Below are 23,624 nucleotides of genomic sequence, written 5' to 3'. Positions count from 1 at the left end.
GGGGGGGGGGGGGGGGGGGGCTGCGTGCTGTCGCGGAAGTGGGCGGGGCGGGCTGCTCTGGTGGTCCGGAACTAGGCCGTACGGGCAGGCCCCAGTCCGGTCGGGAGGCGGGGAGGGGTGCCCTGGGTCCAGGTCACGCGCAGGGATGTGGCGGAGATGCGCCAGCCGTCGGTTGTTCTGACCAGTTCGGTGTCGGTGTGGCCGGCGGAGATGAAGACGTCGGCCGAGCCGTCCGCCAGGACGTGGGTGCTGAGCTGGGCGCCGCGGGCCGTGGCTCGGGGGCCGTCGATCTCGATGACGGTGTTGGTGCCGAGGTGCACGGTGCGGTCGAACAGGGCCATTCCCCGGCGGACGTGGGACAGCAGGGCATCGCGGCCGTGGACGGTGCCGATGGGCATCTCAGCGGTGACGTCCTCGGTGTGGAAGGCGCCGGCCCACTCCTCGTCGAGGACGGCGTCGTCCAGGGAACGCAGGTAGCGGTCCAACAGGTCGGTGATCTCGGCACGGTCGGTCAGGGTCTGCAACTGTCGTTGTTGCCGGCGCTGCATCTCTTCGGTGTCCATGGGGGGAGACTCCTTCCTCAAGCATGCTTGAGGTCAAGAGGGCCTTTCCTGGCGTGCCCTGATGTGCCCTGACGTGCCCTGGCGATCTCTGACGCGTCCTGACCTCCCGCCGCGAGCCATCGCGTCCGTCATCCCGCCCGGCATGCAGCCCGGCATGCCCCCTCAATGACGCCTCCGTTCTCTCACACCAGCTCCCTCCCCGCCCCCACCACAACCCCATACGCATCCGCGATCGTCGCCAACGCCGCGCGATGCAACTCGGCGGCGCTGACGTCGACGATCGGCCTCGTGGCGCATGTGTCCGCCGGGACCGTGGGCCTGTTGCCGCGCAGGGCGGCCGAGGCGGAGGTGTAGGCGACGCACATGTGGGTCATGAACCCGGCGATGATCACGGTCTCGTTCCCGGCTTCGTCCACGAGCTTGCCGAGGTCGGTGCCGTGGAAGGAGTCCGGGGCCTGCTTGACGACCACGGGCTCGCCGTCGATGGGTGCCACGCTGGGGTGAATGCGGCCGATGTCCTGGCGGATGTCGTAGAGGGAGCCCTCGCCGTCGTCGTGCTGGACGTGGATGATCGCGGAGCCGGCCGCGCGGGCCTGGGACAGCAGGTCCGACGCGGCGTCCAGGGCGGGCTGCCAGCCGTCGAGTTCCATCGCGCCGCGGGTGTAGGTGTTCTGGTAGTCGACGAGGATGAGGGTCGAGGTCGCGAGGGCGGCCGGCGTGCTGTCGGCACCCGCGAGTTCGCGCAACGTCTTGCTCGGCACGGTCTTCTCCAAGGGGAGGGGAAGGGGGAGGGGTGGGGACAGGTGCGGTGCGTGGGATCAGCAGTCCGTTGAAGCCGTATGTGACGCTACGGCTCGGACCGAAGCGCCCGCAATGACGTAGTAGTTGCAGAAACCGACCCCGGTGGGGGTGGGCGCGCGGCACAGGGTGGGGTGGGGATCGTGAACCGGCTGATCGTGATCGTGCTGTTCGAAGGCGTCGACCTCCTCGACGTCACCGGCCCGCCGGAGGTGTTCTCCCTCGTCCCCAGGGAAGCCACCGAACAGGGCGGCTACGAGGTCGTACTGGCCGCCGAGACGCTGGCGCCGGTGACCACGGCGGCCGGGGTGCGGATTCTGCCCGACGTCACGTTCGACGAGGTCGGTGCGCGGGTGATCGACACCCTGCTGGTGCCGGGCTCGGTCGAGGTCGACAGCGAGCAGCGCATCCACCCCGTCGCCGAGCCCGGCACGGTGGCCCGGGTGAAGGCGTTGGCCGGACGTACCCGGCGGGTGGCCTCGGTGTGCGTCGGTGCGCACATCCTCGCCGCCGCGGGGCTCCTCGACGGCAAACGCGCCACCACGCACTGGTCCACCGCGCAACGGCTCGCCGCAGACCATCCCGCGGTGCTGGTCGACCCGGATCCGATCTTCATCCGTCAGCAGGGGGAGCACGGTGAGGTCTGGACGGGCGCGGGTATCAGCGCCTGCCTCGACCTGTCCCTCGCGCTCGTCGCGGAGGACTTCGGCGAGAGCGTCGCACTGCGCGTCGCTCGGCGGCTCGTCATGTATCTGAAGCGGCCCAGCGGGCAGTCGCAGTTCAGCGTGCCGTTGGAGCAGGTGTCCACGACCCGGCGCGTCGAGGATCTGCGCCATCACATCCTGAACAACCTCGACCGCCGCCTCACCGTTCCGGACCTGGCCGCCTACCTGCATGTCGGTGAACGTCAGCTCACCCGGATCTTCAAGACGGAACTCGGTACGACACCGCACGCCTACGTCGAGTCGGCCCGCGTCGAGCGAGCCGCCGGCCTGCTGGAGACCACCGACGACACGCTGGAACGCGTCGCCTCCCGTTGCGGGTTCGGCACCGTCGACACCCTCATCCGGGCGTTCCGCCGCCGCCTCGCCACTACACCGAGCGAGTACCGGGCCAAGTTCCGCAGTGACCGCATCGACCGCGTCGACCGCGTCGACCGCGTCGACCGCATCGACCGCATTGACCTCAAGTGAACTTGAGATTCTACGTTGCCTCTACCGACCTCCCCGCACGGGATCACGACTTCACGGAATCGAGGCAGCCCCATGTCCACGCCCCCACTCAAGATCGGCGTCCTCATCGGCAGCGTCCGCCCCGGCCGCCTCGCCGACACGGTCGCCCGGTGGTTCGTGTCGGAGATCGGTCGGCGGGACGACATGGAGACCCATGTCATCGATCTCTCCGAACCCGCCCTCGCCGACGAACTCAAGCTCACCCTGGAGCGCTCCGACGCCCCGGGCGACGCGCCGACCCTCGCCGAACGCATCGAAGGACTCGACGGGTTCGTCGTCGTCACGCCGGAGTACAACCACGGCTACCCGGCCGCCCTGAAGCTGGCCATCGACTACGTCTACCGGGAGTGGCGGGCCAAGCCGGTCGGGTTCGTGTCGTACGGGGGGATGGCCGGCGGGCAGCGGGCGGTGGAGCAGTTGCGGCAGGTCTTCGCCGAGCTGCACGCCGTCACCCTGCGCGACACCGTCAGCTTCCACATGGCCTGGGAGCGGTTCGACGACGAAGGGCGTCCGTACGACCAGGACAGCACCGGCAAGGCCGCCGCCGTGCTGCTCGACCAGCTCGCCTGGTGGGGACTGACCCTGCGCGAGGGCCGCGCCGCCAGGCCCTACGACGGCTGAGCAGGCAGGCAGGCCCTGAATGCCGGGCCTGCTGGCCGCCCCGCTGGCCTCCACGCGGGCCGCCCCGCGGGCCTCACAGACCGCGCAGACCGCGCCGACCTCGCAGATCGCACAGGCCGCACAGGCCGCACAGGCCACGCAGGCCGCCCAGGCCTCGCGCACCTCACACCATCGTCACCCGCGCGAACCTCCCCGCCACCCGCAGATCCCCCTCCACCCGCCCCGCCGTCTCCACCAACGCCGGCAGCACGTCCCGCACGCACTCCTCCACCGACCGCCGAGCGGCGTGCATGGCCACGTTCACCGCGGCGACGACCTGCCCCGTACGGTCCCGTACCGGTACGGCAACCGACCGCAGCCCCGCCTCCAACTCCTCGTCGACCAGGGCGTATCCACGCGTGCGGACGTCCTCCAGGGTGGCCCGCAGTGTCGCGGGGTCCGTGGTCGTCCGCGGGGTCAGCGGGGCCAGGTCGCCCAACTGCCGTTCGGCAGGCGGGAGATCGGCCAGCAGCACCCGGCCCAGGGACGTCGCGTACGCGGGCAGCCGGGTGCCGACCGTGATGTTGACGCTCATCACGCGGCTGGTGGCGGCCCGGGCGGTGTACTGGACCTCCTCGCCCGACGGCGTCAGCACCGCGAGGGATGCCGACTCGTGCACGCGGTCGGCCAGTTCGGCCAGGTGCGGGGTGGCGATCTGGGCCAGTGAGGTGCGGGAGAGGGGCGGGTAGCCGAGGGACAGGACGCGCGGGGTCAGCGCGAAGCCGCGGTTCCCCGACTGGCGTACCAGGCCGAGGTGTTCGTAGGTGATGAGCGCCCTGCGTGCCGTGGCCCGGGCCAGCCCGGTGGCGCGGGCGACGTCCGTGAGGGTCAGCTCGGCCCGGCCCGCGCCGAAGGCGGTCAGTACGGTCAGCCCGCGCGCCAGCGACTCGACGAACTCCCTGCCGAGTTCCTGCTTGGAGGCTCCCGTCCAGACGGCGAGGCCCGCCGGAGCCGTGCCGGGGCGCGGTTCCGGTGCCTCGCGCAGCTCGCGTTCCATCTCCGCGACCGCGGACCGCAGCCGGGGGAGGAGCGTGTCGCGCAGGTCGGTGGCGGTGTGCCGGCTCGTGTGGCTCACCACGTTCGCCACGCACGCGATGCGGCCGCCGCCCGTACGCGGATCACGTACCGGCACGGACACCGCAACCAACCCCGGTTCGATCAGCTGGTCGTCCAGCGCCCAGCCGTCCTCCCGCGCCCGCGCCGCCCGGCGGGCGAAGTCCTCGTCGGAGGACAGGTGCTCCCGGGGCGGTACGGCCGGGAAGCCGCGGTCCTCGGGGTCCGCCGCCCGGCGTTCGCGCCAGGCGTGCCATCGCGCGTCCGTCCACTCCGTGGCGAACAGCGGGCCGGGCGCGGTGCGTTCGGCCGGGAGCAGGTCGCCGATGCGGAAGCTGAGGGACATCGCGCGGCGGCGGGTGGCCTGGTGGATGAAGCGGATGCCGTCGCGGTCGGCGACCGCGAGGGAGACGGACTCGTCGAGCTCGTCGGCGAGGGCGTCCGCGTGGGAGGAGAGGAGGGCGGGCAGGCCGAGGGAGGCCAGGTAGGCGTTGCCCAGTTCCATGACGGGGGGTGCCAGTACCACGTCGCGGCCGTCCAGGCGGACGTAGCCCATGCGGGCGAGTGTGGCGGCGATTCGGTCCACCGTGGAGCGGGCGAGGCCGGTGGCGCGCTCCAGGGCGCTTGCGCTCAGTGTGCCGCCGGAGTCTGTCAGGTGCCGCAGCACTGTGACGCCGCGGATCAGTGGGGTGACCGCCTCGGTGGGTGCGGGGTGGTCGTCCAGGGGTGTCTTCGCGGGCATCGGTTCTCCGGTACGGCGGTTCGCGGCAGGGCCAACCGTAAGTGGTTCTCGCCCCCGCCGCCCCTACCCGTCCCATCCTTGAAGGGGCGCTGCCCCTTCCACCCCGCCAGGGGGCTCTGCCCCCTGGACCCCCGCTCCTCAAACGCCGGAGGGGCTGGAATCACGCGCCGGAGGGGCTGAGAAGGCAGCACCCGCCCGCAGGGCTGGAACCTCTACCCCCGCGTCACCCGCACCCGATACCCCCCATCCAGATCCGCCCCCACCACCTCCACCCGCACCCCCCGCTTCTCGTCCCGGAATTCCTCCCCCGGCACGTACGTCGCGTCCGAGAGTTCGGCATGGACGTTCGGGCTGCGGGTGCAGCCGCCGCTGTCCTCGTGGGAGTCGAGGACCTTTACCGGGCCCATCCCGGTGTCGACGTCGGCGTCGACCCTGTAGATCAGGACGCCGGGGCGGCACACGGCCTCGTCGTTGCCCTCGCGGGTGCGCAGTTCGACGGCGTAGCCGGTACGGCGGTCCAGCGGTATGAAGACCAGCTTCGGGCCGCCCTCGCGGGCCAGCGGCGTCAGGGCGTACTCGGCGGTGCCGGACGTGGCCGCGCAGCGGACCTGGGAGGCGTCCAGCCAGCCCAGCTTCCACTTGTGCCAGCCGAGCAGGTCGTTGTTGGCCCCCCAGTCCTCGCTCATGATGTCCCAGTGGCCGACCGCGCCGCCGCCCTCGGCGGTGTAGAGGTCGGGCAGGCCGAAGACATGGCCGTTCTCGTGGGGGAGGACCCGGTAGCCGGTGCGGTGGTAGGTGCCGGAGCCGTCGTCCTGGCGGGAGTAGACGAAGGACGCGTTGGTCACCGAGACGCCGTCGGCCACCGGCGCCTCCGCGTTGCCCGCGAAGGTCACGGACAGGACCGTGTCCAGGGCGGAGGGGCCGGCGTTCGGGGTGACCAGGACGTTCAGGAAGTCGTACGAGCGGAAGTCCACCTTGGGGTCGGCCGCGACCACGATGTCCTGGACCAGCTTGCGGTACCCGGGGTCGAAGGGCGCGCCGCGCTCTATGCCGTAGGCCCGGAACGACTTGGGCATCCTGAGCCAGCGGGGGATCGGGGTCTCGGGGCGGTAGTCGAGACGGCCGTAGGAGCTCGTGCGGAACCAGTTCTGGGTCTGCGGGAAGAACTCGGCGAAGCGGTCGAGGGCCTTGCCCGGGCCGGGCGCGTCGGAGAAGTCGACCATCAGGGTGAGGGCGCGGACGGTGCCGGTGGAGCGGGCGTAGCCGCGGGTGGTCGGCATGCCCTCCGACATCTGGATGGTGGGCCGGCCGCTGATCAGACAGGGGCCGAGCGCGGAGGGGGGGACCGGGGGCATCGGGCTCGCTCCGGCCGCCGTCGAGGTACCCGCCGTGAGGTGTCCGGTGCCTGCCGAGGTGCTGACCGCCAGGGTCAGGACGGTCACGGAGGCGAGGGCGGCCACACGGCGGGGGCGTATCCGACGGCTCGGCTGCATGCATGGGCCCTTCAGTCCATGGCAGCCGCCGGACTGCGTGCTGCACCCTCTCGATCACCCTGTGTCGGGCGCTGCGCGGGCGCGCGCTGGAAGAGACCGAACGTGGGTTCTTCGGCCAGTTGCTTGTGACTCAGGTCACATGGATTCTTTCGCGGGGCGGGAAATAACCGGGGACCCTTTCCCCGTTTGGTCATGTGTCCGAGCGAAACGGGGACAGCTTCCCCGGATCGCCACCCAGCAGCATCAGGAGTACGCCGTGCAGACCGTGACCCCCGTAGCGCGCAAGGCGCCCCGGCCGCGCGCCGACGCCCTGCGCAACCGGGAGCGGATCGTCACCGCCGCCCGGGAGATGTTCGTCGAGTTCGGCCCGGACGTGCCGCTCGACGAGATCGCCCGCCGGGCCGGCGTCGGCAATGCCACGGTGTACCGCAACTTCCCCGACCGCGACGCGCTGGTCCGCGAGGTCGTCTGCTCCGTCATGGATCGTACGGTGGCGGCGGCCGAGCTCGCGCTCGCCGAGTCCGGGGATGCCTTCGAGGCCCTGGAGCGCTTCGTGCACGCCGCGGCCGACGAGCGGCTCAGCGCGCTGTGTCCGATGGTCCAGAGCACGTTCGACAAGCACCACCCGGACCTGGAGGCGGCGCGCGAGCGGTCCGAGCAGCTCGTCGGGGCGATCATGGACCGCGCCAAGGCGGCCGGCCAGCTCCGCTCCGACGTGGGTGTCAGCGACCTCATGGTCGCCGTGGCCCAGCTCAGCCGGCCCCCGGCGGGAACCGGGTGCAGCATCGCCGACCGCTTCGTCCACCGTCATCTCCAGCTGTTCCTGGACGGACTGCGGGCCCCGGCCCGTTCGGTCCTGCCGGGCACGGCGCTGACCATGGAGGACCTGCGCCAGGCCTGACCGATCAGTTCAGAGCGCCCCAGCAGTCGTCATCACCGGCGGCCGTCACCGTAGGCATCATCACCGGCGGTCGTCACCCGCAGCGATTCTCACCGGCCGTCACAGCCGACGAGCCGTCCCCTTGAGTCACCTTTCTTTCCTCTAGACACCCTTTTTCCGTCACGAAGTCCCGAAGTGGGTATCCCCATGTCCGAAACAGCCGCAAAGGCTCCAGGCGGCACCCTCGGTGCCGCCGATTCCAACCGCTGGAAAGCGCTCGTCTTCATCGCGCTGGCCCAGCTCATGGTCGTCCTCGACGCGACCATCGTGAACATCGCACTGCCCTCCGCCCAGCAGGACCTGGGGATATCCGAGGGCAACAAGCAGTGGGTCGTCACGGCCTACGCCCTGGCCTTCGGTGGTCTGCTGCTGTTCGGCGGCCGTATCGCCGACCTCTGGGGCCGCAAGCGGGCCTTCGTCATCGGTCTCGGCGGCTTCGCCGCGGCCTCCGCGCTGGGTGGCGCGGCCACCAACGAGGCCATGATGTTCGGCGCCCGCGCCCTCCAGGGTGCCTTCGGCGCGCTGCTCGCGCCCGCCGCGCTCTCCCTCCTCGCGGTGATGTTCACCGACGCCAAGGAGCGCGCCAAGGCGTTCGGCATCTACGGCGCCATCGCCGGTGGTGGCGGTGCCGTCGGTCTGATCCTCGGCGGCTTCCTCACCGAGTACCTGGACTGGCGCTGGACGTTCTTCGTGAACATCCCGTTCGCCATCATCGCCGCGGCCGGTGCCTGGTACGTCATCCGTGAGCCCGAGGGCGGCCGCAACCGCTCCGCGCTCGACATCCCCGGCGTGATCCTGTCCACCCTCGGTCTGGTCTCGCTGGTCTACGGGTTCACCCGCGCCGAGTCCGAGGGCTGGGGCGACTCGATGACGGTCGGCATGTTCGTCGCCTCCGGCGTGCTGCTGCTGGCCTTCGTGGTCGTCGAGTCCAAGGTCAAGGCCCCGCTGCTGCCGCTGCGCGTGATCACCGAGCGCAACCGGGGCGGCGTGTACCTGTCCCTCGGCCTCGCGATCATCGCGATGTTCGGTCTGTTCCTGTTCCTGACCTACTACCTGCAGATCGTTAAGGGCTACTCGCCGGTGAAGACCGGCTTCGCCTTCCTGCCGATGATCGCGGGCATGATCACGGGTTCCACCCAGATCGGCACCCGGCTGATGACCCGGGTCGCGCCGCGGCTGCTGATGGGCCCCGGCTTCCTGGTCGCCGCGCTCGGCATGCTGCTGCTGACCCAGCTGGAGATCGGCTCGTCGTACGCGGCGCTGCTGCTGCCCGCGATGCTGCTGCTCGGCCTCGGTATGGGTACGGCGTTCATGCCGGCCATGTCCCTGGCCACGCTGGGCGTCAAGCCGCAGGACGCCGGTGTCGCCTCCGCGATGGTCAACACCTCGCAGCAGGTGGGCGGCGCGATCGGTACGGCCCTGCTGAACACGATCGCCGCCTCGGCCACCACGTCCTACATCGCCGACCACATCGTCGGCGCGTCCAGCAAGTCCCAGCAGCAGCTGGTCCAGCTGGAGGGCATGGTGCAGGGCTACACCAGCGCCATCTGGTTCGCCGTCGGCATCCTGGTCGCGGCCGCGGCCATCGCCCTGACCTTCGTCAACGCCGGCCGCCCGGGCGGTACGACGGTGGCGTCCTCCGAGGAGGGCGCGGCGGAGGAGCTGGCGGTGCCGGTCATCGCGCACTGACGCCGACGACGACCGTCGTAACCCCTCGGGACCTGGCGTACGTACGGGGATGGGGACGCTCCGTACGTACGGCCACCAGGACCTGCCCCGGCTCCCTGAATGAGCGGTTCAGCGGAGCCAGGGCAGGTCCGCACCTGCTTCGCTCGGCTGCAGGCCCTCGGCGACGATCCGCATGATCTCGCCGAGGGCCTTCTGCTGTTCGGGGGTGAGCCGGTCGAACACCGCCTGCTGTACGGCCTCCACATGGCCCGGTGCCGTCTGCCGCAGTACCTCACCGCCCGCGTCCGTCAGCACCGCGAACTGGCCCCGCTTGTCGTCGGGGCAGTCCTCGCGCCGTACCCAGCCGTTCTTCTCCAGCCGGGCGATGGCGTGCGAGAGACGGGAGCGGGTGATCTTGGCGTACATCGCCAGCTCGGTCATCCGCAGCCGGCGGCGCGGTGAGTCGGCCAGCTTGACCAGAAGGCCGTAGTAGACGTGCGGCATGCCGGCGTCCCGCTGGAGCTGGCGGTCCAGGTGATCCTCGAGAAGCGTGGTCGCGTCGATGTAGGAGCGCCATACGCGCTGCTGCTCGTCGCTGAGCCAGCGCGGTTCCGAGGTCGATGCCGTATTCATGTACTCCACTGTACGAGAGCTCTCCTTGAATTTTTAACTACTTCGGCGTACGGTCTTCCATAGGGAAGCTTTAGATTTGAAGCACATCGGCTTCAAGCCCTCGGAGGGAGTCGCCGCCATGTCCGCCGCCACGCAGGAGCGCATGCCTGCCCTCTATCTCAGCCACGGCGCACCGCCGCTCGCGGACGACCCGATCTGGCCCGCCGAGCTCGCCGCATGGTCCGCCGACCTGCCCCGCCCGAAGGCGATCCTCATGGTCTCCGCCCACTGGGAGGAGGCCCCGCTCGCCATCGGTGCCACCGAGACCGTTCCTCTCGTCTACGACTTCTGGGGATTTCCCGAGCACTACTACCAGGTGACCTATACGGCCCCCGGCGCTCCCGAACTCGCCGAGTCCGTACGGAAGCTGCTGCGCGCCCCCGGCATGCCCGTCCAGGACATCCCGGACCGCGGCCTCGACCACGGCGCCTACGTTCCGCTCGTCGAGATGTACCCCGCCGCGGACATCCCTGTCCTCCAGATATCCATGCCGACCCTCGACCCGGTGAAGCTCATGGAGATCGGCCGCAAGCTCGCGCCGCTGCGTGACGAGGGCGTGCTGATCGTCGGCTCCGGGTTCTTCACCCACAACCTGGCGGCCCTGCGGCAGAGCGGCATCCCCGCCTGGTCCGTGGAGTTCGACGACTGGGGCCGCCGGGCGCTGGAGAGCCGCGACTTCGACGCCCTGCTGGACTTCCTCCACAAGGCCCCGGCCGGCCGCTACGCCCACCCGCGCACCGAGCACTTCGCCCCGCTGTTCGTGACGATGGGCGCGGCGGACGCGGCGGGCGAACTTCAGACCCCGCAGAAGTCGGTGATCGACGGCTTCTGGATGGGCCTGGCCAAGCGCTCGGTGCAGTTCGGCTGAGCCGTCCCGACGCTCAGAGCTCCTTCTCGTACCAGGCGACGTCCCAGTACCGGCCGAACTTGCGGCCCACCTCCCGGTGCGTCCCGACGTACCGGAAGCCGAACCGCTCGTGCAGGCGCGTGGACGCCTCGTTCGGCTGCGCGATCCCCGCGTAGGCGCGATGCACGTCCTCCTCCGCCAGGGCCTCGAACAGGGCCTTGTAGAGAAGGGTGCCGACGCCCCGGCGCCCGGCGTCCGGCGCGAGGTAGACGGTGACCTCCACGGAGGTCCCGTAGGCGGGCTTCGGCCGGAAGGCGCTGGATGTGGCGTAGCCCAGAATCCGCTGTGAGTTGCCCGCGGGACCGTCCTGCGCGGCAACCATCAACCGGTGCGGGCCGTCTTCAGGGTGGGAGAGCAGCCAAGGGCGGCGCTCTTCCGGCGTGAAGACAGCAGTGTCGAACGTGATGGGCGTCTCACGTACATAGTGGTTGTAGATGTCGGTGAGGGCTTCGAGGTCACCCTCGACTCCCGGTCTGACCTGCACCTCTGTACGTCCCGACGACATCGTGCCTCCTCGTGTGGCCGGACAGGGTACTGCAAGATCAGAAAAATAGAGGGGCGGGTTGGGAATTCTGTCCTGATTCCAGTCGTTGTTTCCATCGAACGGCGGGCACTCGAGAAGAGTCCCAACCGTTCACGAACCACCCGCCCGCCCCACTTCGCAAGGGAGCACGCATGGCAACCCGTGCCGTCGCCCGTCGTCAGTCCGCCACAGGCGAGGCCGTCGACGCGGCAAGCAGTGTTCGCGCCCATGGCGGCGAGATCGCGGACCGCGACCTGGTCGGCATGTACCTCGACGAGATCGCGCGCACGCCGCTTCTCGACGCAGCCAAAGAGGTCGAGCTGTCGCAGATCATCGAGGCGGGTGTGTTCGCAAGGCAGGTCCTCGACGGATACGAGGAGGCCAAGGCGGACGCCACCCGCGAAGAGCTGGAAGCCCTGGTCGCCGACGGCGAGCGGGCCAAGGACATCTTCATCCGCTCCAACCTCCGTCTGGTCGTCGCGGTGGCCCGCCGCTACCCGCGCAGCGGCCTGCCCCTCCTCGACCTGATCCAGGAGGGAAACGCGGGTCTGGTGCGCGCGGTGGAGAAGTTCGACTACCGCAAGGGCTTCAAGTTCTCGACGTACGCGACCTGGTGGATCCGCCAGGCCATCACCCGCTCGATAGCCGACCAGTCCCGCACGATCCGCCTCCCCGTCCACCTGGTGGAGGAGCTCGGCCGTATCCGCCGAGTCCAGCGCGAGTTCAACCGCGAGCACGGCCGCGACCCCGAGCCGGCGGAGATCGCCGCCGAACTCGGCTCGAACGCGGACCGGGTCACCGACGTCCTGGACTGGGCCCGAGACCCGGTCTCCCTCAACATGTCGGTGGACGACGAGGGCGAGACCCAGTTCGGCGACCTTCTGGAGGACACCTCCGCGGTCTCCCCGGAACAGTCGGTCCTCACCCTCCTGCGCAGCGAGGAACTGGACGACCTGATCGGCCGCCTGGACCAGCGCACCGCCTCCATCATCAAGATGCGCTACGGCATCGACGACGGCCGCGAGCGCACGCTGACCGAGGTCGGCAAGGAGCACGGCCTCACCCGCGAGCGCATCCGCCAGATCGAGAAGCACGCCCTGCTGGAGCTGAAGAAGCTGGCCCGCAGTACGGGCTTCGACGCGGCGGCGTAGCGGACCGGGGGCGTGCGACCGGCTCCGCTCGCGTACGCCGGGTGGCGAAAGACCGCGCAAACATGGCGATGTAACGCCGCTTCAACCGCCAGACCCCCGGGAACAAGCCCTTAGGGCAAGGGAGTTCGGGCCCTGGACCCCCGGGGCCCCGAACCCGTACCGCCCCCCCGCAGACCAAGTCCCGACGCACTCCCCCCGGCGCCGGGACTCTCCCCGAGCCGGGCTTCGGCGCCCATCCCCCCTGGGTGCCGGGCCCGGCTCCACTTCGCCCCAAACGCTGGAAGGGCAAGCCACCCCGTACCTGAACCACGGGGTGGCCCACCCGAATGGCAGATTGTGCCACATGGGCATAGCCTGCCGGGCGTGAGCACCTCTCCCTCCCTCACGGAACGACGCAAGGCGGCGACCCGCATGGAGATCGCCCGAGCCGCGGCCGCCCTCTTCGTGGAGCAGGGCCTGCGGGCCACCCGAGCCGAGGACATCGCCCAGGCCGCGGGTGTCGCCCCGCGGACCTTCTACCGCTATTTCGCCACCAAGGAAGAGGCGGTGGCTCCCCTCTACACGGCCGGTGCCAGCCGCTGGACCGAGGCGGTCCGCGACGCCCCCGCCGACCTCCCCGTCCCCGAGGCCCTGGAACACGCCCTGCACCACACCCTGACCCCGGGCGCCGGCATCTCGGAGTCCTCCTGGCAATGGGTCCGCACCCTGGTCCGCCTGGCCATCTCCAGCCCAGCCCTGCGCAAGGTCTGGTCCGAGGCCTGCCACGACTCCGAACGAACCCTGGCGGAGGCCCTCGCGGCAAGAACAGGCCAAGACAACGTTGCCGCGCTGAACTTCGCGGCAGCCGTAGCGGCCGCCGCGGTCCGCGTAGCCGTAGAAACCTGGGCCTCCAGCGACGCCCCCACGGAGGGCCCCCAGGGCCCAGCAGCCCTGGCCCAGGCCAACTTGGCCGCGTTGAGGAACTTCCCGTGGGACATGGGCGGGCACGCGTAGTACGTCGGCTGCGGGTCCGTCGTGGCTGGTCGCGCAGTTCCCCGCGCCCCTGGGGGGTTGCAGTGGGCCGCGTGAAGGACATGGGTGGGCGCGGGTGGTACGTCGGCTGCGGGTCCGTTGTGGCTGGTCGCGCAGTTCCCCGCGCCCCTGGGGGGTTGCAGTGGGCCGCGTGAAGGACATGGGCGGGCACGCGTGGTACGTCGGCTGCGGGTCCGTTGTGGCTGGTCGCGCAGTTCCCCGCGCCCCTAGGGGGGTTGCCGTGGACGCACCCGCAGCCGCCCGCGGCGAGCAGGGGCCGTGTCGGGGGGTGTCCGCCCGCAGCGGCGGGCGTCAACGCAGAGCACATCTAGAGCCAACCGAGCCGCCCGACCGAGGACGGAGACCCCCCGGCGCGGCCCCGACCCGCCCACTCACCGAACCGCGCTACGCGAACCCCCACCGAACAGCAACGGGCCGCCGCAGGCATCCCCCGCCCAACCGCCGGAGGCACCCCGCTCAACCGCCGGAGGCACCCGCCCGACTCAACCGCCCACCCAACTCCCGGACACACCGCACCAGTTCCCCCGGCCCCTCCACCGAGAACTCACACCCCACCATCGCCAACCGCACAGCCAGCCACTCCACAGGCTCACTCACCACAGCCCGCACCCGGCACCCACCCTCACCCACCGCCTCCGGCACCCCCAACCACCCAGGCAACCGAGCCCCGACAACGTCCGCCCCCGCAGCGAACGTCACCGCGACCTCGTACGTCTCCTGCCGAGGCCGAATCGACTGCCGCAAATACTCCGCCGCGCTCCCCGTCGGCAACTCCCGCTCAGCGAACCGCACTCCGGTGGCGAACGGCTCACTCACCCGGTCGACCCGGAACGTTCGCCAGTCGCCCCGATCGAGGTCGTACGCCACGAGGTACCACCGCCGCCCCGTGGACACCAGCCGGTGCGGCTCGGTCACCCGCCGCGACCCGACCCCGTCCTTCGCCCGGTACGCGAACCGCAACCGCTCCCGCCCCGCCACACACGACGCCATCACGGTCAGCGTCTCGGGCGCGATGCTCGCCCCGTCCCCGCTGGTCAACGGCGTGGTCGCGGCCTGAAGCGTGCTCACCCGGTGCCGCAGCCGCGACGGCAGCACCTGCTCCAGTTTGGCCAGCGCCCGGACCGACGCCTCGTCGACGCCCTCGACGGCGTGCCCGGCCCCCGCCCGCAGCCCGACCGCGATGGCCACGGCCTCCTCGTCGTCCAGCACGAGCGGCGGCATCGCCTTGCCCGCGACCAGCCGGTACCCCCCGTCCGCACCCTTGCTGGCCTGCACGGGATACCCCAGCTCCCGCAACCGGTCGACGTCCCGTCGAACCGTACGCCGGGACACCCCGAGCCGGTCGGCGAGCTCGCCGCCGGGCCATTCGCGGGGCGTCTGAAGAAGCGAGAGGAGCGTCAGCAGCCGTGCCGGAGTATCCGTAGTCATGAATCCGAGGATGCCGCAGAAATAGGACGCGATCTGACCTACTTGGGCCCTAACTTCGAACCATGACCTCAGCCGAGACAAAAGCAGCACCCGTGCCCCACCCCAGCCCGGCCGCTCAACCCACCGCTCAGCCCGCCGCAGGCGACCGCCGCCGCTGGTTCGCCCTGGCCATCGTGATGACCGCGGCCTTCATGGACCTGGTTGACGTCACGATCGTCAACATCGCCATCCCGTCGATCCAGCGCGAGGCCGGCGCGACGTTCAGCCAGATCCAGTGGATCACCGCCGGCTACGCCCTCGCGTTCGCCGCCGGCCTGATCACGGGTGGCCGTCTCGGCGACATACACGGCCGTAAGCGACTGTTCCTGATCGGCATCGGTGGCTTCACCCTCGCCTCGGCCCTGTGCGGCTTCGCCGCGAACCCGGAGATGCTGGTCGCCTCCCGCATCCTCCAGGGCGCGATGGCGGCCCTGATGGTCCCGCAGGTCCTGTCGATCGTGCACGCCACCTTCCCGGCGCACGAACGCGGCAAGGTCTTCGGCCTGTTCGGCGCGGTAGTCGGCCTCGGCGCGGTCACCGGCCCCCTCCTCGGCGCACTCCTCACCGAGTGGAACCTCTTCGGCCTCGAATGGCGCCCGATCTTCCTGATCAACCTCCCGGTCGGCATCGCGGGCCTGATCCTCGGCAGCCGTTTCATCACCGAGTCCAAGGCACCCAGGGCCCTGAAGCTGGACCTCGTCGGCGTCGGACTCGTCACCCTCGGCCTGCTGATGCTGCTCTACCCGCTGACCCGCGGCCGTGAGCTGGGCTGGCCGACGTGGGGGTACGTGGTGATGGCGGGCGCGCTCGTCGTCCTCGGGGCGCTGGTGACGTACGAGAAGAGGAAGGGCGCCCGCGACGGCTCCCCGCTGATCGAGCTCTCCCTGTTCAAGGTGAAGAGCTTCGCGGCCGGCATCGCCGTACAGACCGTCTTCGGTGTGGCGCTCGGCATCTTCTTCCTGGTCTGGACGCTGTACATGCAGTTCGGCCTGGGCTGGAGCCCGTTGAAGGCGGGCCTGACGGGCATCCCGTTCTCGATCGCGGTCTCGACGGCGGCCGGCCTGTCGGTCCAGAAGCTGATCCCGCGCTTCGGCCGCAAGGTGCTCCAGGCGGGCGCGCTGGCGATGGTGCTCGGCGTCGTGCTCTACATCTGGGAGGCGAACCATTACGGCCTGTCCATCGCCCCCTGGCAGATGGCGCTGCCCCTGGTCGTGATGGGCGTAGGCATGGGCCTGATCGTGGCGCCGCTGACGGACGTGATCCTCTCCGAGGTGCCGCGCGAGCACGCCGGTTCGGCGTCGGGCCTGATCAACACGGTGCAGCAGATGGGCAACGCGCTGGGCCTCGGCCTGGTTTCGGTGGTGTTCTTCGGAGTCGTCGACGACCGGCTGTCCGAGACCGCGCAGACTCCGCAGGCGTTCGCGGCGGCCTACGGGGACGGCTTCCAGCACGCGCTGGGCTGGGTGGCCGCGGTGATGGGCGTGATCTTCCTGCTGATGTTCGCGCTGCCGGGCCGCCCGGCCCAGCACATGGAGGGAGCGGCCGAGGAGCCGACGCCGACCGAGGAGAAGGAGCCGGCGCTGGTGTCATGACGGCGGGGGAGGGATGCGGAAACCGAGAGACCCGGCGCTGCGGTGCCGGGCGTCTCGGTTTCCGCATCCGCCGCTTTCCCACTTCAGAGGCCTGTTCGTGCCCGATCAAGCCCGATCAAGCCCGAACCTGTTTACTTTCCGGAAATCCGGGCGTAGCCTCCCTGCGAAACCACAAGTTCGGGCACAGTTCGGAGGCGAACGGACATGTACGCACCGGAGCGACAGCAGGAGATCCTCCGGCTGGCTCGTGACGGCGGCCGAGTGGACGTGCTGTCGCTGGCCGAGGAGTTCCAGGTGACGGCGGAGACGATCCGCCGGGACCTGAAGGCCCTCGACCGCGCCGGCCTCCTGCGCCGTGTGCACGGTGGCGCGATCCCGGCCGGGCGTCTGGACTTCGAGCCGGACCTCGCCGAGCGCGAGTCGACGGCGGCCGACGAGAAGGACCGCGTCGCGAAGGCGGCCCTCGCCGAGCTGCCCACGGAGGGCACGGTGATCCTCGACGCCGGTACGACGGTGGCCCGCTTCGCCGCCGCCCTGCCGCTGGAGGCGTCCCTCACCGTCGTCACGCACAGCCTGCCCATCGCGGCCCGTCTCGCGGACCACCCCAGCGTCCAGCTCCACCTGGTCGGAGGGCGCGTACGGCACCGTACGCGCGCCGCCGTGGACGCCTGGGCGCTGCGCGCGTACGGCGAGATCCGCGCCGACGTCCTGTTCGTCGCGGCCAACGGCTTCTCCGCCGAGCACGGTCTGACCACCCCCGACCTCGCCGAGGCGGCGGTCAAGCGCGCGGCCGTGGCCGCCGCCCGCCGTGTGGTGCTGCTCGCCGACTCCTCCAAGCACGGCCAGGAGCACTTCGCCCGCTTCGGTGACCTGAGCGACGTGGACCTGCTGATCACCGACAGCGGGCTGAGCCCCGAAGACGCCACCGCGATCGAGCGCGGCGGCACGGAAGTGCTGTGTGTTTAGAAACGAGTGCGCATGATCCTCACCGTCACCCCGAACCCGTCCCTGGACCGCACCTATGAGGTGCCCTCCCTCGACCGCGGCGAGGTCATCCGCGCCACCGGCGAGCGCATGGACCCGGGCGGCAAGGGCGTGAACGTCTCCCGTGCCGTGGCGGCCGCCGGGCAGCGCACGGTCGCCGTACTGCCCCTGGGCGGCGCGCCCGGCGCACTCGTCGCCGACCTGCTCGACGCCCAGGGCATCGAGGTCGCGCCCGTCCCGGTCGCCGGAGCCACCCGCTCGAACATCGCGCTCGCGGAGTCGGACGGCGTCCTCACGAAGATCAACGCGCCCGGCCCCGAGCTGTCGGCCGCCGAGCAGGAGCTGCTCCTGGAGACGGTGCGCGAGCAGTCGCGCGACGCCGCCTGGATCGCCTGCTGCGGCAGCCTGCCGCGCGGACTCGCGCCGACCTGGTACGCCGATGTGGTCGCCCGTGCGCACGCAGGGGGCGCGCGGATCGCCCTGGACACCTCCGGGCCCGCCCTCCTCGAAGCCCTGCGCGCCCGTCCCGACGTGGTGAAGCCGAACGCCGAGGAGCTCGCGGCAGCGGTCGGGCGCCCCCTGACCACCGTCGGCGACGCGCTGAAGGCCGCCGAGGAACTGCGTGCGATGGGCGCCGGGGCCGTACTGGCGAGCCTGGGCGCGGACGGGCAGCTGCTCGTGGACGGCGCGGGCGCCTGGTTCGCCACCGCGCGCGTGGACGTCGTCCGCAGCAATGTCGGCGCCGGCGACTCCTCCCTGGCCGGCTTCCTCATCGCGGGCGGCAGCGGCCCGCAGGCCCTCGCCTCGGCCGTCGCGCACGGCGCGGCCGCCGTGCAGCTCCCCGGCAGCGTGATGCCCTCGCCTTCCGACCTGGACCCGTCCGCGGTGACGGTCACGGCCGAGGTGCCGATGGACCGTGTCCTCAAGGAGCCGGTGTCATGACGAATGTCGTGGTTGTCACAGTTATTGCCGATCCGGCCCGTAAGTGGCGAAGCTCGGCGTTACTCACGCCCGCCGACGGACGGCAGGGCCTCCTGAGCCGCTCTGCCGCCCGGGGGAGGCGGGATTTCCCCGACCCCGCCTCCCCCACCCGAACCTCCCCCCACGGCACCCCCGTCCCCTTTCCCGCCCACCAGACTCACCGGGCGATACGCGTGCTAAGGAGCCCGCGATGAGCGACATGATCACCGCGGACCTGGTCGATCTCGACCTGTCCGCCGACACCAAGGAAGCGGCGGCGCGTGCCCTCGCCGAGCGCATGGTGGCCCTGGGCCGGGTGACCGACCTGGAGGGCTTCCTCGCCGACGTGGCCGCGCGCGAGGCACAGATGCCGACAGGCCTCGACGGCGGCATCGGCATCCCGCACTGCCGCAGCGCCCATGTCACCGAGCCGACGCTCGCCTTCGGACGCAGCGCCGCCGGGATCGACTTCGGCGCCGCGGACGGCCCCGCCGACCTGGTCTTCCTCATCGCCGCTCCGGCGGGCGCGGACGACGCCCACCTGACGATCCTGTCGTCGCTGGCCCGGCAGCTGATGAACGCCGAGTTCACCCACGCCCTGCGCGCCGCGGGCGACGCGGCGTCCGCGGCGGCCCTGATCCGGGGCGAGGAGCCCCCGGCGCCCGAGGCGGCCGACGCGCCCGCCGCCTCCGTCTCCCCAGACTCCGTGGCGTCGTCGGTGGCGGCCTCCGCCGACGCCGCCACGGGCACCACCTCCGACGCGCCCGCCGAGCCGGCGCCCGAACGTCCCTTCCGTATCGTCGCCGTCACCTCCTGTCCGACCGGCATCGCCCACACGTACATGGCCGCCGAGTCGCTGGAGAACGCGGGCCGTGAGGCGGGTGTCGAACTCGTCGTCGAGACGCAGGGCTCGGCCGGCTTCACCCGGCTCGACCCGGCCGTCATCGCCGCCGCGGACGGCGTGATCTTCGCCCACGACGTGGCCGTACGGGAGAAGGACCGGTTCGCCGGGAAGCCGACCGTCGACGTCGGTGTGAAGGCGGGCATCAACCGCCCCGCCGAACTCATCGCCGAGGTCCGCGGCAAGGCCGAGCGCGGCGAGGCCACCGCGGCCGCCCGGCCCGGCACCCCCGTCGACCGCGCCGGCGAACCCGGTGAGGGCTACGGCACCAAGCTGCGCAAGTGGCTGATGTCCGGCGTGAGCTACATGGTCCCGTTCGTCGCCGCCGGCGGTCTGCTGATCGCCCTCGGCTTCGCGATCGGCGGCTACCAGATCAACGAGGCCGAGTCGGTGACCAAGCACTTCGACTGGGGCCAGATCGACAGCTGGGGCGCGCTGCTCTTCCAGATCGGCGCGGCGGCCTTCGGCTTCCTCGTCCCGGTCCTCGCCGGATACATCGCGTACGGCATGGCGGACCGGCCAGGTCTCGTGCCCGGCTTCGTCGGCGGCGCGATCTCCGTGACGATCGGCGCCGGGTTCCTCGGCGGACTGGTCGCCGGTCTGATCGCCGGCGGCGTGGTCCTCGGCATCCAGCGGATCGACATCCCGCCGGTGCTGCGCGGCATCATGCCGGTGGTGGTGATCCCGCTGGTGGGCTCGGCGGTGGTCGGCTTCCTGATGTTCGTGGTGATCGGCAAGCCGATCTCCGAGGCGCAGAAGGGCCTGACCGACTGGCTCAACAGCCTCTCCGGCACCAACGCCATCCTGCTCGGCGTCCTGCTCGGCCTGATGATGTGCTTCGACCTCGGCGGCCCGGTCAACAAGGTGGCCTACACCTTCGCGACAGCCGGTATCTCGGTCGCGGCGCCCAGCGACTCCGCGATGAAGATCATGGCCGCCGTGATGGCCGCGGGCATGGTCCCGCCGCTCGGCATGGCCCTGGCCACCACGGTCCGCAAGAAGCTGTTCACCACGGCCGAGCGCGAGAACGGCAAGGCGGCCTGGGTGCTGGGCGCCTCCTTCATCTCCGAGGGCGCGATCCCCTTCGCGGCGGCCGACCCGCTGCGCGTGATCCCCGCATCGATGGCGGGCGGCGCGGTCACCGGCGCGCTGACCATGGCCTTCGGCTCGACCCTGCGCGCCCCGCACGGCGGCATCTGGGTCACCTTCCTGATCGGCAAGCCCTGGCTGTACCTGCTGGCCATCGGTGCCGGTACGGCGGTCACGGCCGGCCTGGTCATCCTGCTGAAGGGGATGCGCCGGAAGGCGCCGGAGGGCACCGCGGACGTCGTGACCCCGGCGGCCGAGGCGAAGCAGCCGGTCGCCGCGTAACCTCCCGCTTGTCCCTTTGGGGAGCTGTGAGTTGTTCACGGCACCTGCGAGATACGTCACGGTCCGGGCCACCTGGCCCGGACCGTGGTGTTCACTGGGGCGTATGCCGGAAAACGTCACGATCATCCAGCTGCTGGGCCCCGTCGTACTCGCCCTGGCGGTCGCACTGTGGGTGACCGGACTGCCCCGGCTGCTGCGCCGCTACCGCGCGCTGGACCCCCGGCGCGCACCCGGCCACGCGCTCCCCGGCCTTCCGCACCAGCGGCAGACCGCCCCCGACCTGGAGGCCGTCGAACTCACCCCGGCCGAACGGGACGCCTTCGCGGGCCTGGTGCGACAGCTCGGCAACGGCCGCTGACAACGGCATCCGCCGCTACGACACCGGGGCCGGCCCGTCGCTACGGCATCTGGGCCGGCCCGCCGCTACGGCAGCCGGCCGGCCGCCCCTACGGCACCTGCGCCGGCCCGCCCCTACGGCATCTGCGCCGGCCTGTCGCTACGGCACCTGCGCCGGCCCGCCGCTACGGCAGCCGGCCTGCCGCCCGTACGGCACCTGGGCCGGCCCGCCGCTACGGCAGCTGACCTGCCGCCCCTACGGCACCTGCGCCGGCCCGCCCCTACGGCACCTGGGCCGGCCCGCCCCTACGGCACCTGCGCCGCCCGCCGCTCCATCGCCGCGCGCGCCGCGTCCTCGCTGACGTACACCTCGCACATGTGCCGTCCGTCGGGCGTCGCCGTGTGCTCGACCTCCCACAGGGAGATCTCCTCGCCGTCGGGCAGCAGGAAGGCGTGCTCGTAGAGCGAGAAGCACAGTCCGGCGCGCGCGGCCTCGCGCGGGCGTCCGAAGGCCTGTGTGATCTGGTGCGCGCACGCCGTGGCCAGCAGGGCGGCCGTCGACGCGTCCGGCCGGTCGGGGTTCTCCGCCCGGCGCAGCACCCGGCGCGCATGGTCCGCCGAGTCGTCCGGCGCATACGCGTGCCGGGGCGCGGGTATCGGCGACAGCTGCACCGTCACCGGCAGTTCGAAGTCCGGCGCGTCCGGCGGCAGCGGCAGCCGCGCGGTCGCGGCGCGCAGCTCCTCCTCGTCGGCGTACACCTCGTGCTGCGGGTCGCGGCCCCTCGCGGTGTTGTGGACGAGCTCCCACAACGTGAGCGCCGAGCCGTCGGCGAGCAGCCAGGTGTGCCGGTACGTCTCGCGGTGCAGCCCCGCGCTGTGGTGCGCGGAGTGCAGCGAGCTGTCGTGGGCCAGTGCGCAGTCGAGCCGCCGTATCGTCTCGTCCGGCAACTCGAAGGAGTTCAGGGCGCGGCCGAGAAGTCGCGCGAGATGCTCCTCCGGAGACTCGGGCGACTCGGCTGGTTCGTACGCTGCCGTCTCGTACGGAACGCTCAAGGTTTCTCCCGGCGTTGCTGCATGTCACCTTGTGGGTGCATACCGTAGCCCCTCGGTCGGACATCATGTCCGGGAACCGAGAAAACGTACGTCCGGTAAAACGCGCGGACCGCGCGAGAAGTTCCCGCGCGGCCCGACGAACCGTCAAGATTCCTTGCTGAGACGCTACTTCAGGGCGTTACGAGGGGATCAGGCGGCGCTGCCCGCCACCCACTCGTTCCACGACATGTTCCAGCCGTTGAGGCCGTTGTCCGGCGTCACGGTCTTGTCGGGGGAGTTCTTGACGATCACGACGTCGCCGACCGTCGAGTTCTCGAAGAACCACTTGGAAGGCGTGTCCCCCTGCCCGCCCCGCACATCCTGCAGGCCGACGCAGCCATGGCTGGTGCCCTGGCTGCCGAAGGGCGGGTTGCCCTTGTTGTACCAGTAGTTTCCGTGGATGAAGGTCCCGGACTGCGTCAGCCGCATCGCGTGCGGCACGTCGGGGATGTCGTAGGCGTTGGCGAGGCCGACCGTCCTGCTGTCCATCCGCAGCTTCTCGAACTTCTCGGTGATCACCATCTGCCCGTTGTACGTGGTGAACTCCGGGCTGCCCGCCGAGATCGGCACCGACTTGATCGTCCTGCCGTCCCGCACGACCGTCATCGTCTGCGTGTTCACGTCGACCGTCGAGACCTGTGAACGCCCGACGGTGAAGGTGACCGTCTTCTTCTGCACGCCGTAGACGCCGTTCGCGCCCTCGACGCCGTCCAGGTCGATCTTCATCGTGACCTTGGAGCCGGCCTTCCAGTACTCCTCGGGCCGGAAGTCGAGCCGCTGCTCGCCGAACCAGTGCCCGACCACCTTCTGCCCGCTGCTGGAGCTGACGGTGATGTGCGACTGGACGGCCTTCTTGTCGCCGATCGCCTTGTCGAAGTTGAACGACACCGGCATCCCGACGCCGACCGTGGTGCCCTCGTCGGGCGTGTAGGTCCCGATGAAGCTGTTGGCCGAGGAGACCGTGGTGAAGGTGGAGTCGGCGGCGGTGCTGCGTCCGTCGGCGTCCTTCGCGGTGGCCGCTATGCGGTACTTCGTCCCCCGCTCCAGCTGCTCCTTCGGCTTCCAGCTGCCCCCGTCGGCGGACAGGGAGCCCGGCACGGCCTGCCCGCTCTCCGCCACCGTCATCCTCACCTCGGTCAGCTTGCCGTCGCTGACCTTCACGCCGGTCGCGTTGATCGAGGCCCCGTTCGAGCCGTCCTTCGCCGAGATCTCGATCGTCGCGGCGGACGACTTGGAGTCCTTGCCGGCCTTGTCGTCGTTGTCGGCGTTGGCGCTCCCACCGCAGGCGGTGAGCGTCAGGGCGCCGATCATCAGGGCGGCACAGGCCCCCAGTGCGCGCCGCGCTGCTATGTCCGGCGTTGTCACGATCTGCTCCATCTTCATGCGATCTGCGGGATGCGTTCCGTTGCAGGGGGGAAGAGGTCCCCGCCCCCGAGCCGGGTTCCCAGCGTTCGCGGTGAATGCCGTCACGTGACAGAACCGCGACA

General features: G+C 71.0%; 21 protein-coding genes. 12 read left to right on the top strand and 9 right to left on the bottom strand.

Annotation, left to right across the window (positions count from 1 at the left end):
- Positions 1–71 precede the first annotated feature (71 nt).
- A complete protein-coding gene (locus AQJ67_RS29180; RefSeq protein WP_062722287.1) occupies positions 72–563 on the bottom strand; it encodes a nuclear transport factor 2 family protein in 492 nt (163 codons plus the stop codon).
- A gap of 182 nt (positions 564–745) precedes the next feature.
- Positions 746–1,324, bottom strand: a complete 579-nt coding sequence (locus tag AQJ67_RS29175; protein WP_062722286.1) for a cysteine hydrolase family protein — start codon at positions 1,322–1,324, stop codon at positions 746–748.
- Between the two features lie 171 nt (positions 1,325–1,495).
- Between AQJ67_RS29175 and AQJ67_RS29170 the strand changes: the two genes are divergently transcribed.
- Complete coding sequence (locus AQJ67_RS29170; RefSeq protein WP_062722285.1) at positions 1,496–2,554, top strand: GlxA family transcriptional regulator; 1,059 nt, start codon at positions 1,496–1,498, stop codon at positions 2,552–2,554.
- A gap of 72 nt (positions 2,555–2,626) precedes the next feature.
- Positions 2,627–3,214 (top strand): NADPH-dependent FMN reductase, encoded by a 588-nt coding sequence (locus AQJ67_RS29165; protein WP_062722284.1) that lies wholly within the window; start codon positions 2,627–2,629, stop codon positions 3,212–3,214.
- A gap of 163 nt (positions 3,215–3,377) precedes the next feature.
- On the opposite strand, the gene AQJ67_RS29160 is transcribed toward AQJ67_RS29165, so the two are convergent.
- Positions 3,378–5,048 (bottom strand): IclR family transcriptional regulator domain-containing protein, encoded by a 1,671-nt coding sequence (locus tag AQJ67_RS29160; RefSeq protein WP_062722283.1) that lies wholly within the window; start codon positions 5,046–5,048, stop codon positions 3,378–3,380.
- Between the two features lie 212 nt (positions 5,049–5,260).
- The gene (locus AQJ67_RS29155) at positions 5,261–6,541 is read right to left on the bottom strand and encodes a M6 family metalloprotease domain-containing protein (RefSeq protein ID WP_079056243.1); all 1,281 of its coding nucleotides are present in this window, start codon (positions 6,539–6,541) and stop codon (positions 5,261–5,263) included.
- A gap of 256 nt (positions 6,542–6,797) precedes the next feature.
- Here AQJ67_RS29155 and AQJ67_RS29150 point away from each other — a divergent pair, with 256 nt between their 5' ends.
- A complete protein-coding gene (locus tag AQJ67_RS29150; RefSeq protein WP_062722281.1) occupies positions 6,798–7,442 on the top strand; it encodes a TetR/AcrR family transcriptional regulator in 645 nt (214 codons plus the stop codon).
- A gap of 186 nt (positions 7,443–7,628) precedes the next feature.
- Positions 7,629–9,170, top strand: coding sequence for an MFS transporter (locus tag AQJ67_RS29145; protein ID WP_062722280.1), 1,542 nt, complete (start codon positions 7,629–7,631; stop codon positions 9,168–9,170).
- 108 nt (positions 9,171–9,278) lie between these two features.
- Here the strand turns inward: AQJ67_RS29145 and AQJ67_RS29140 are convergent, their stop codons facing one another.
- Positions 9,279–9,782, bottom strand: a complete 504-nt coding sequence (locus tag AQJ67_RS29140; protein ID WP_062722462.1) for a MarR family winged helix-turn-helix transcriptional regulator — start codon at positions 9,780–9,782, stop codon at positions 9,279–9,281.
- Positions 9,783–9,900: 118 nt separating this feature from the next.
- Between AQJ67_RS29140 and AQJ67_RS29135 the strand changes: the two genes are divergently transcribed.
- A complete protein-coding gene (locus AQJ67_RS29135) occupies positions 9,901–10,689 on the top strand; it encodes a dioxygenase family protein (RefSeq protein ID WP_062722461.1) in 789 nt (262 codons plus the stop codon).
- 13 nt (positions 10,690–10,702) lie between these two features.
- Here the strand turns inward: AQJ67_RS29135 and AQJ67_RS29130 are convergent, their stop codons facing one another.
- On the bottom strand, positions 10,703–11,233 hold the full coding sequence (locus tag AQJ67_RS29130) for a GNAT family N-acetyltransferase (RefSeq protein ID WP_062722279.1): 531 nt from the start codon (positions 11,231–11,233) through the stop codon (positions 10,703–10,705).
- A 170-nt stretch (positions 11,234–11,403) separates the two neighbouring features.
- Between AQJ67_RS29130 and AQJ67_RS29125 the strand changes: the two genes are divergently transcribed.
- Positions 11,404–12,402, top strand: coding sequence for a sigma-70 family RNA polymerase sigma factor (locus AQJ67_RS29125; RefSeq protein ID WP_062722278.1), 999 nt, complete (start codon positions 11,404–11,406; stop codon positions 12,400–12,402).
- 411 nt (positions 12,403–12,813) lie between these two features.
- On the top strand, positions 12,814–13,395 hold the full coding sequence (locus AQJ67_RS29120) for a TetR/AcrR family transcriptional regulator (protein WP_062722277.1): 582 nt from the start codon (positions 12,814–12,816) through the stop codon (positions 13,393–13,395).
- Between the two features lie 495 nt (positions 13,396–13,890).
- Here AQJ67_RS29120 and AQJ67_RS29115 read toward each other — a convergent pair whose 3' ends face one another.
- The gene (locus AQJ67_RS29115; RefSeq protein ID WP_062722276.1) at positions 13,891–14,862 is read right to left on the bottom strand and encodes a helix-turn-helix transcriptional regulator; all 972 of its coding nucleotides are present in this window, start codon (positions 14,860–14,862) and stop codon (positions 13,891–13,893) included.
- Between the two features lie 62 nt (positions 14,863–14,924).
- On the opposite strand from AQJ67_RS29115, the gene AQJ67_RS29110 reads away from it, so the two are divergent.
- From AQJ67_RS29110 to AQJ67_RS29090, 5 genes are all read left to right on the top strand, one after another.
- Positions 14,925–16,493: an MFS transporter gene (locus AQJ67_RS29110; protein WP_062722275.1), complete on the top strand. Its 1,569-nt coding sequence runs from the start codon at positions 14,925–14,927 to the stop codon at positions 16,491–16,493.
- A gap of 204 nt (positions 16,494–16,697) precedes the next feature.
- Positions 16,698–17,459, top strand: coding sequence for a DeoR/GlpR family DNA-binding transcription regulator (locus AQJ67_RS29105; protein ID WP_062722274.1), 762 nt, complete (start codon positions 16,698–16,700; stop codon positions 17,457–17,459).
- 12 nt (positions 17,460–17,471) lie between these two features.
- On the top strand, positions 17,472–18,419 hold the full coding sequence (gene pfkB / locus AQJ67_RS29100; RefSeq protein WP_062722273.1) for a 1-phosphofructokinase: 948 nt from the start codon (positions 17,472–17,474) through the stop codon (positions 18,417–18,419).
- A 229-nt stretch (positions 18,420–18,648) separates the two neighbouring features.
- The gene (locus AQJ67_RS29095) at positions 18,649–20,709 is read left to right on the top strand and encodes a PTS fructose transporter subunit IIABC (protein WP_062722272.1); all 2,061 of its coding nucleotides are present in this window, start codon (positions 18,649–18,651) and stop codon (positions 20,707–20,709) included.
- A gap of 103 nt (positions 20,710–20,812) precedes the next feature.
- Positions 20,813–21,067: a hypothetical protein gene (locus AQJ67_RS29090; protein WP_062722271.1), complete on the top strand. Its 255-nt coding sequence runs from the start codon at positions 20,813–20,815 to the stop codon at positions 21,065–21,067.
- Positions 21,068–21,351: 284 nt separating this feature from the next.
- Here AQJ67_RS29090 and AQJ67_RS29085 read toward each other — a convergent pair whose 3' ends face one another.
- Positions 21,352–22,098 carry a DUF6227 family protein gene (locus AQJ67_RS29085; protein WP_062722270.1) on the bottom strand — a complete coding sequence of 249 codons (747 nt, stop codon included), beginning with the start codon at positions 22,096–22,098 and terminating at the stop codon, positions 21,352–21,354.
- Between the two features lie 189 nt (positions 22,099–22,287).
- The gene (locus AQJ67_RS29080; protein WP_062722460.1) at positions 22,288–23,502 is read right to left on the bottom strand and encodes a L,D-transpeptidase; all 1,215 of its coding nucleotides are present in this window, start codon (positions 23,500–23,502) and stop codon (positions 22,288–22,290) included.
- Positions 23,503–23,624: the final 122 nt, after the last annotated feature.

The organism is Streptomyces caeruleatus, assembly GCF_001514235.1.
Lineage (GTDB): Bacteria > Actinomycetota > Actinomycetes > Streptomycetales > Streptomycetaceae > Streptomyces > Streptomyces caeruleatus.
This window is presented reverse-complemented; position numbering and strand designations above follow the sequence as displayed.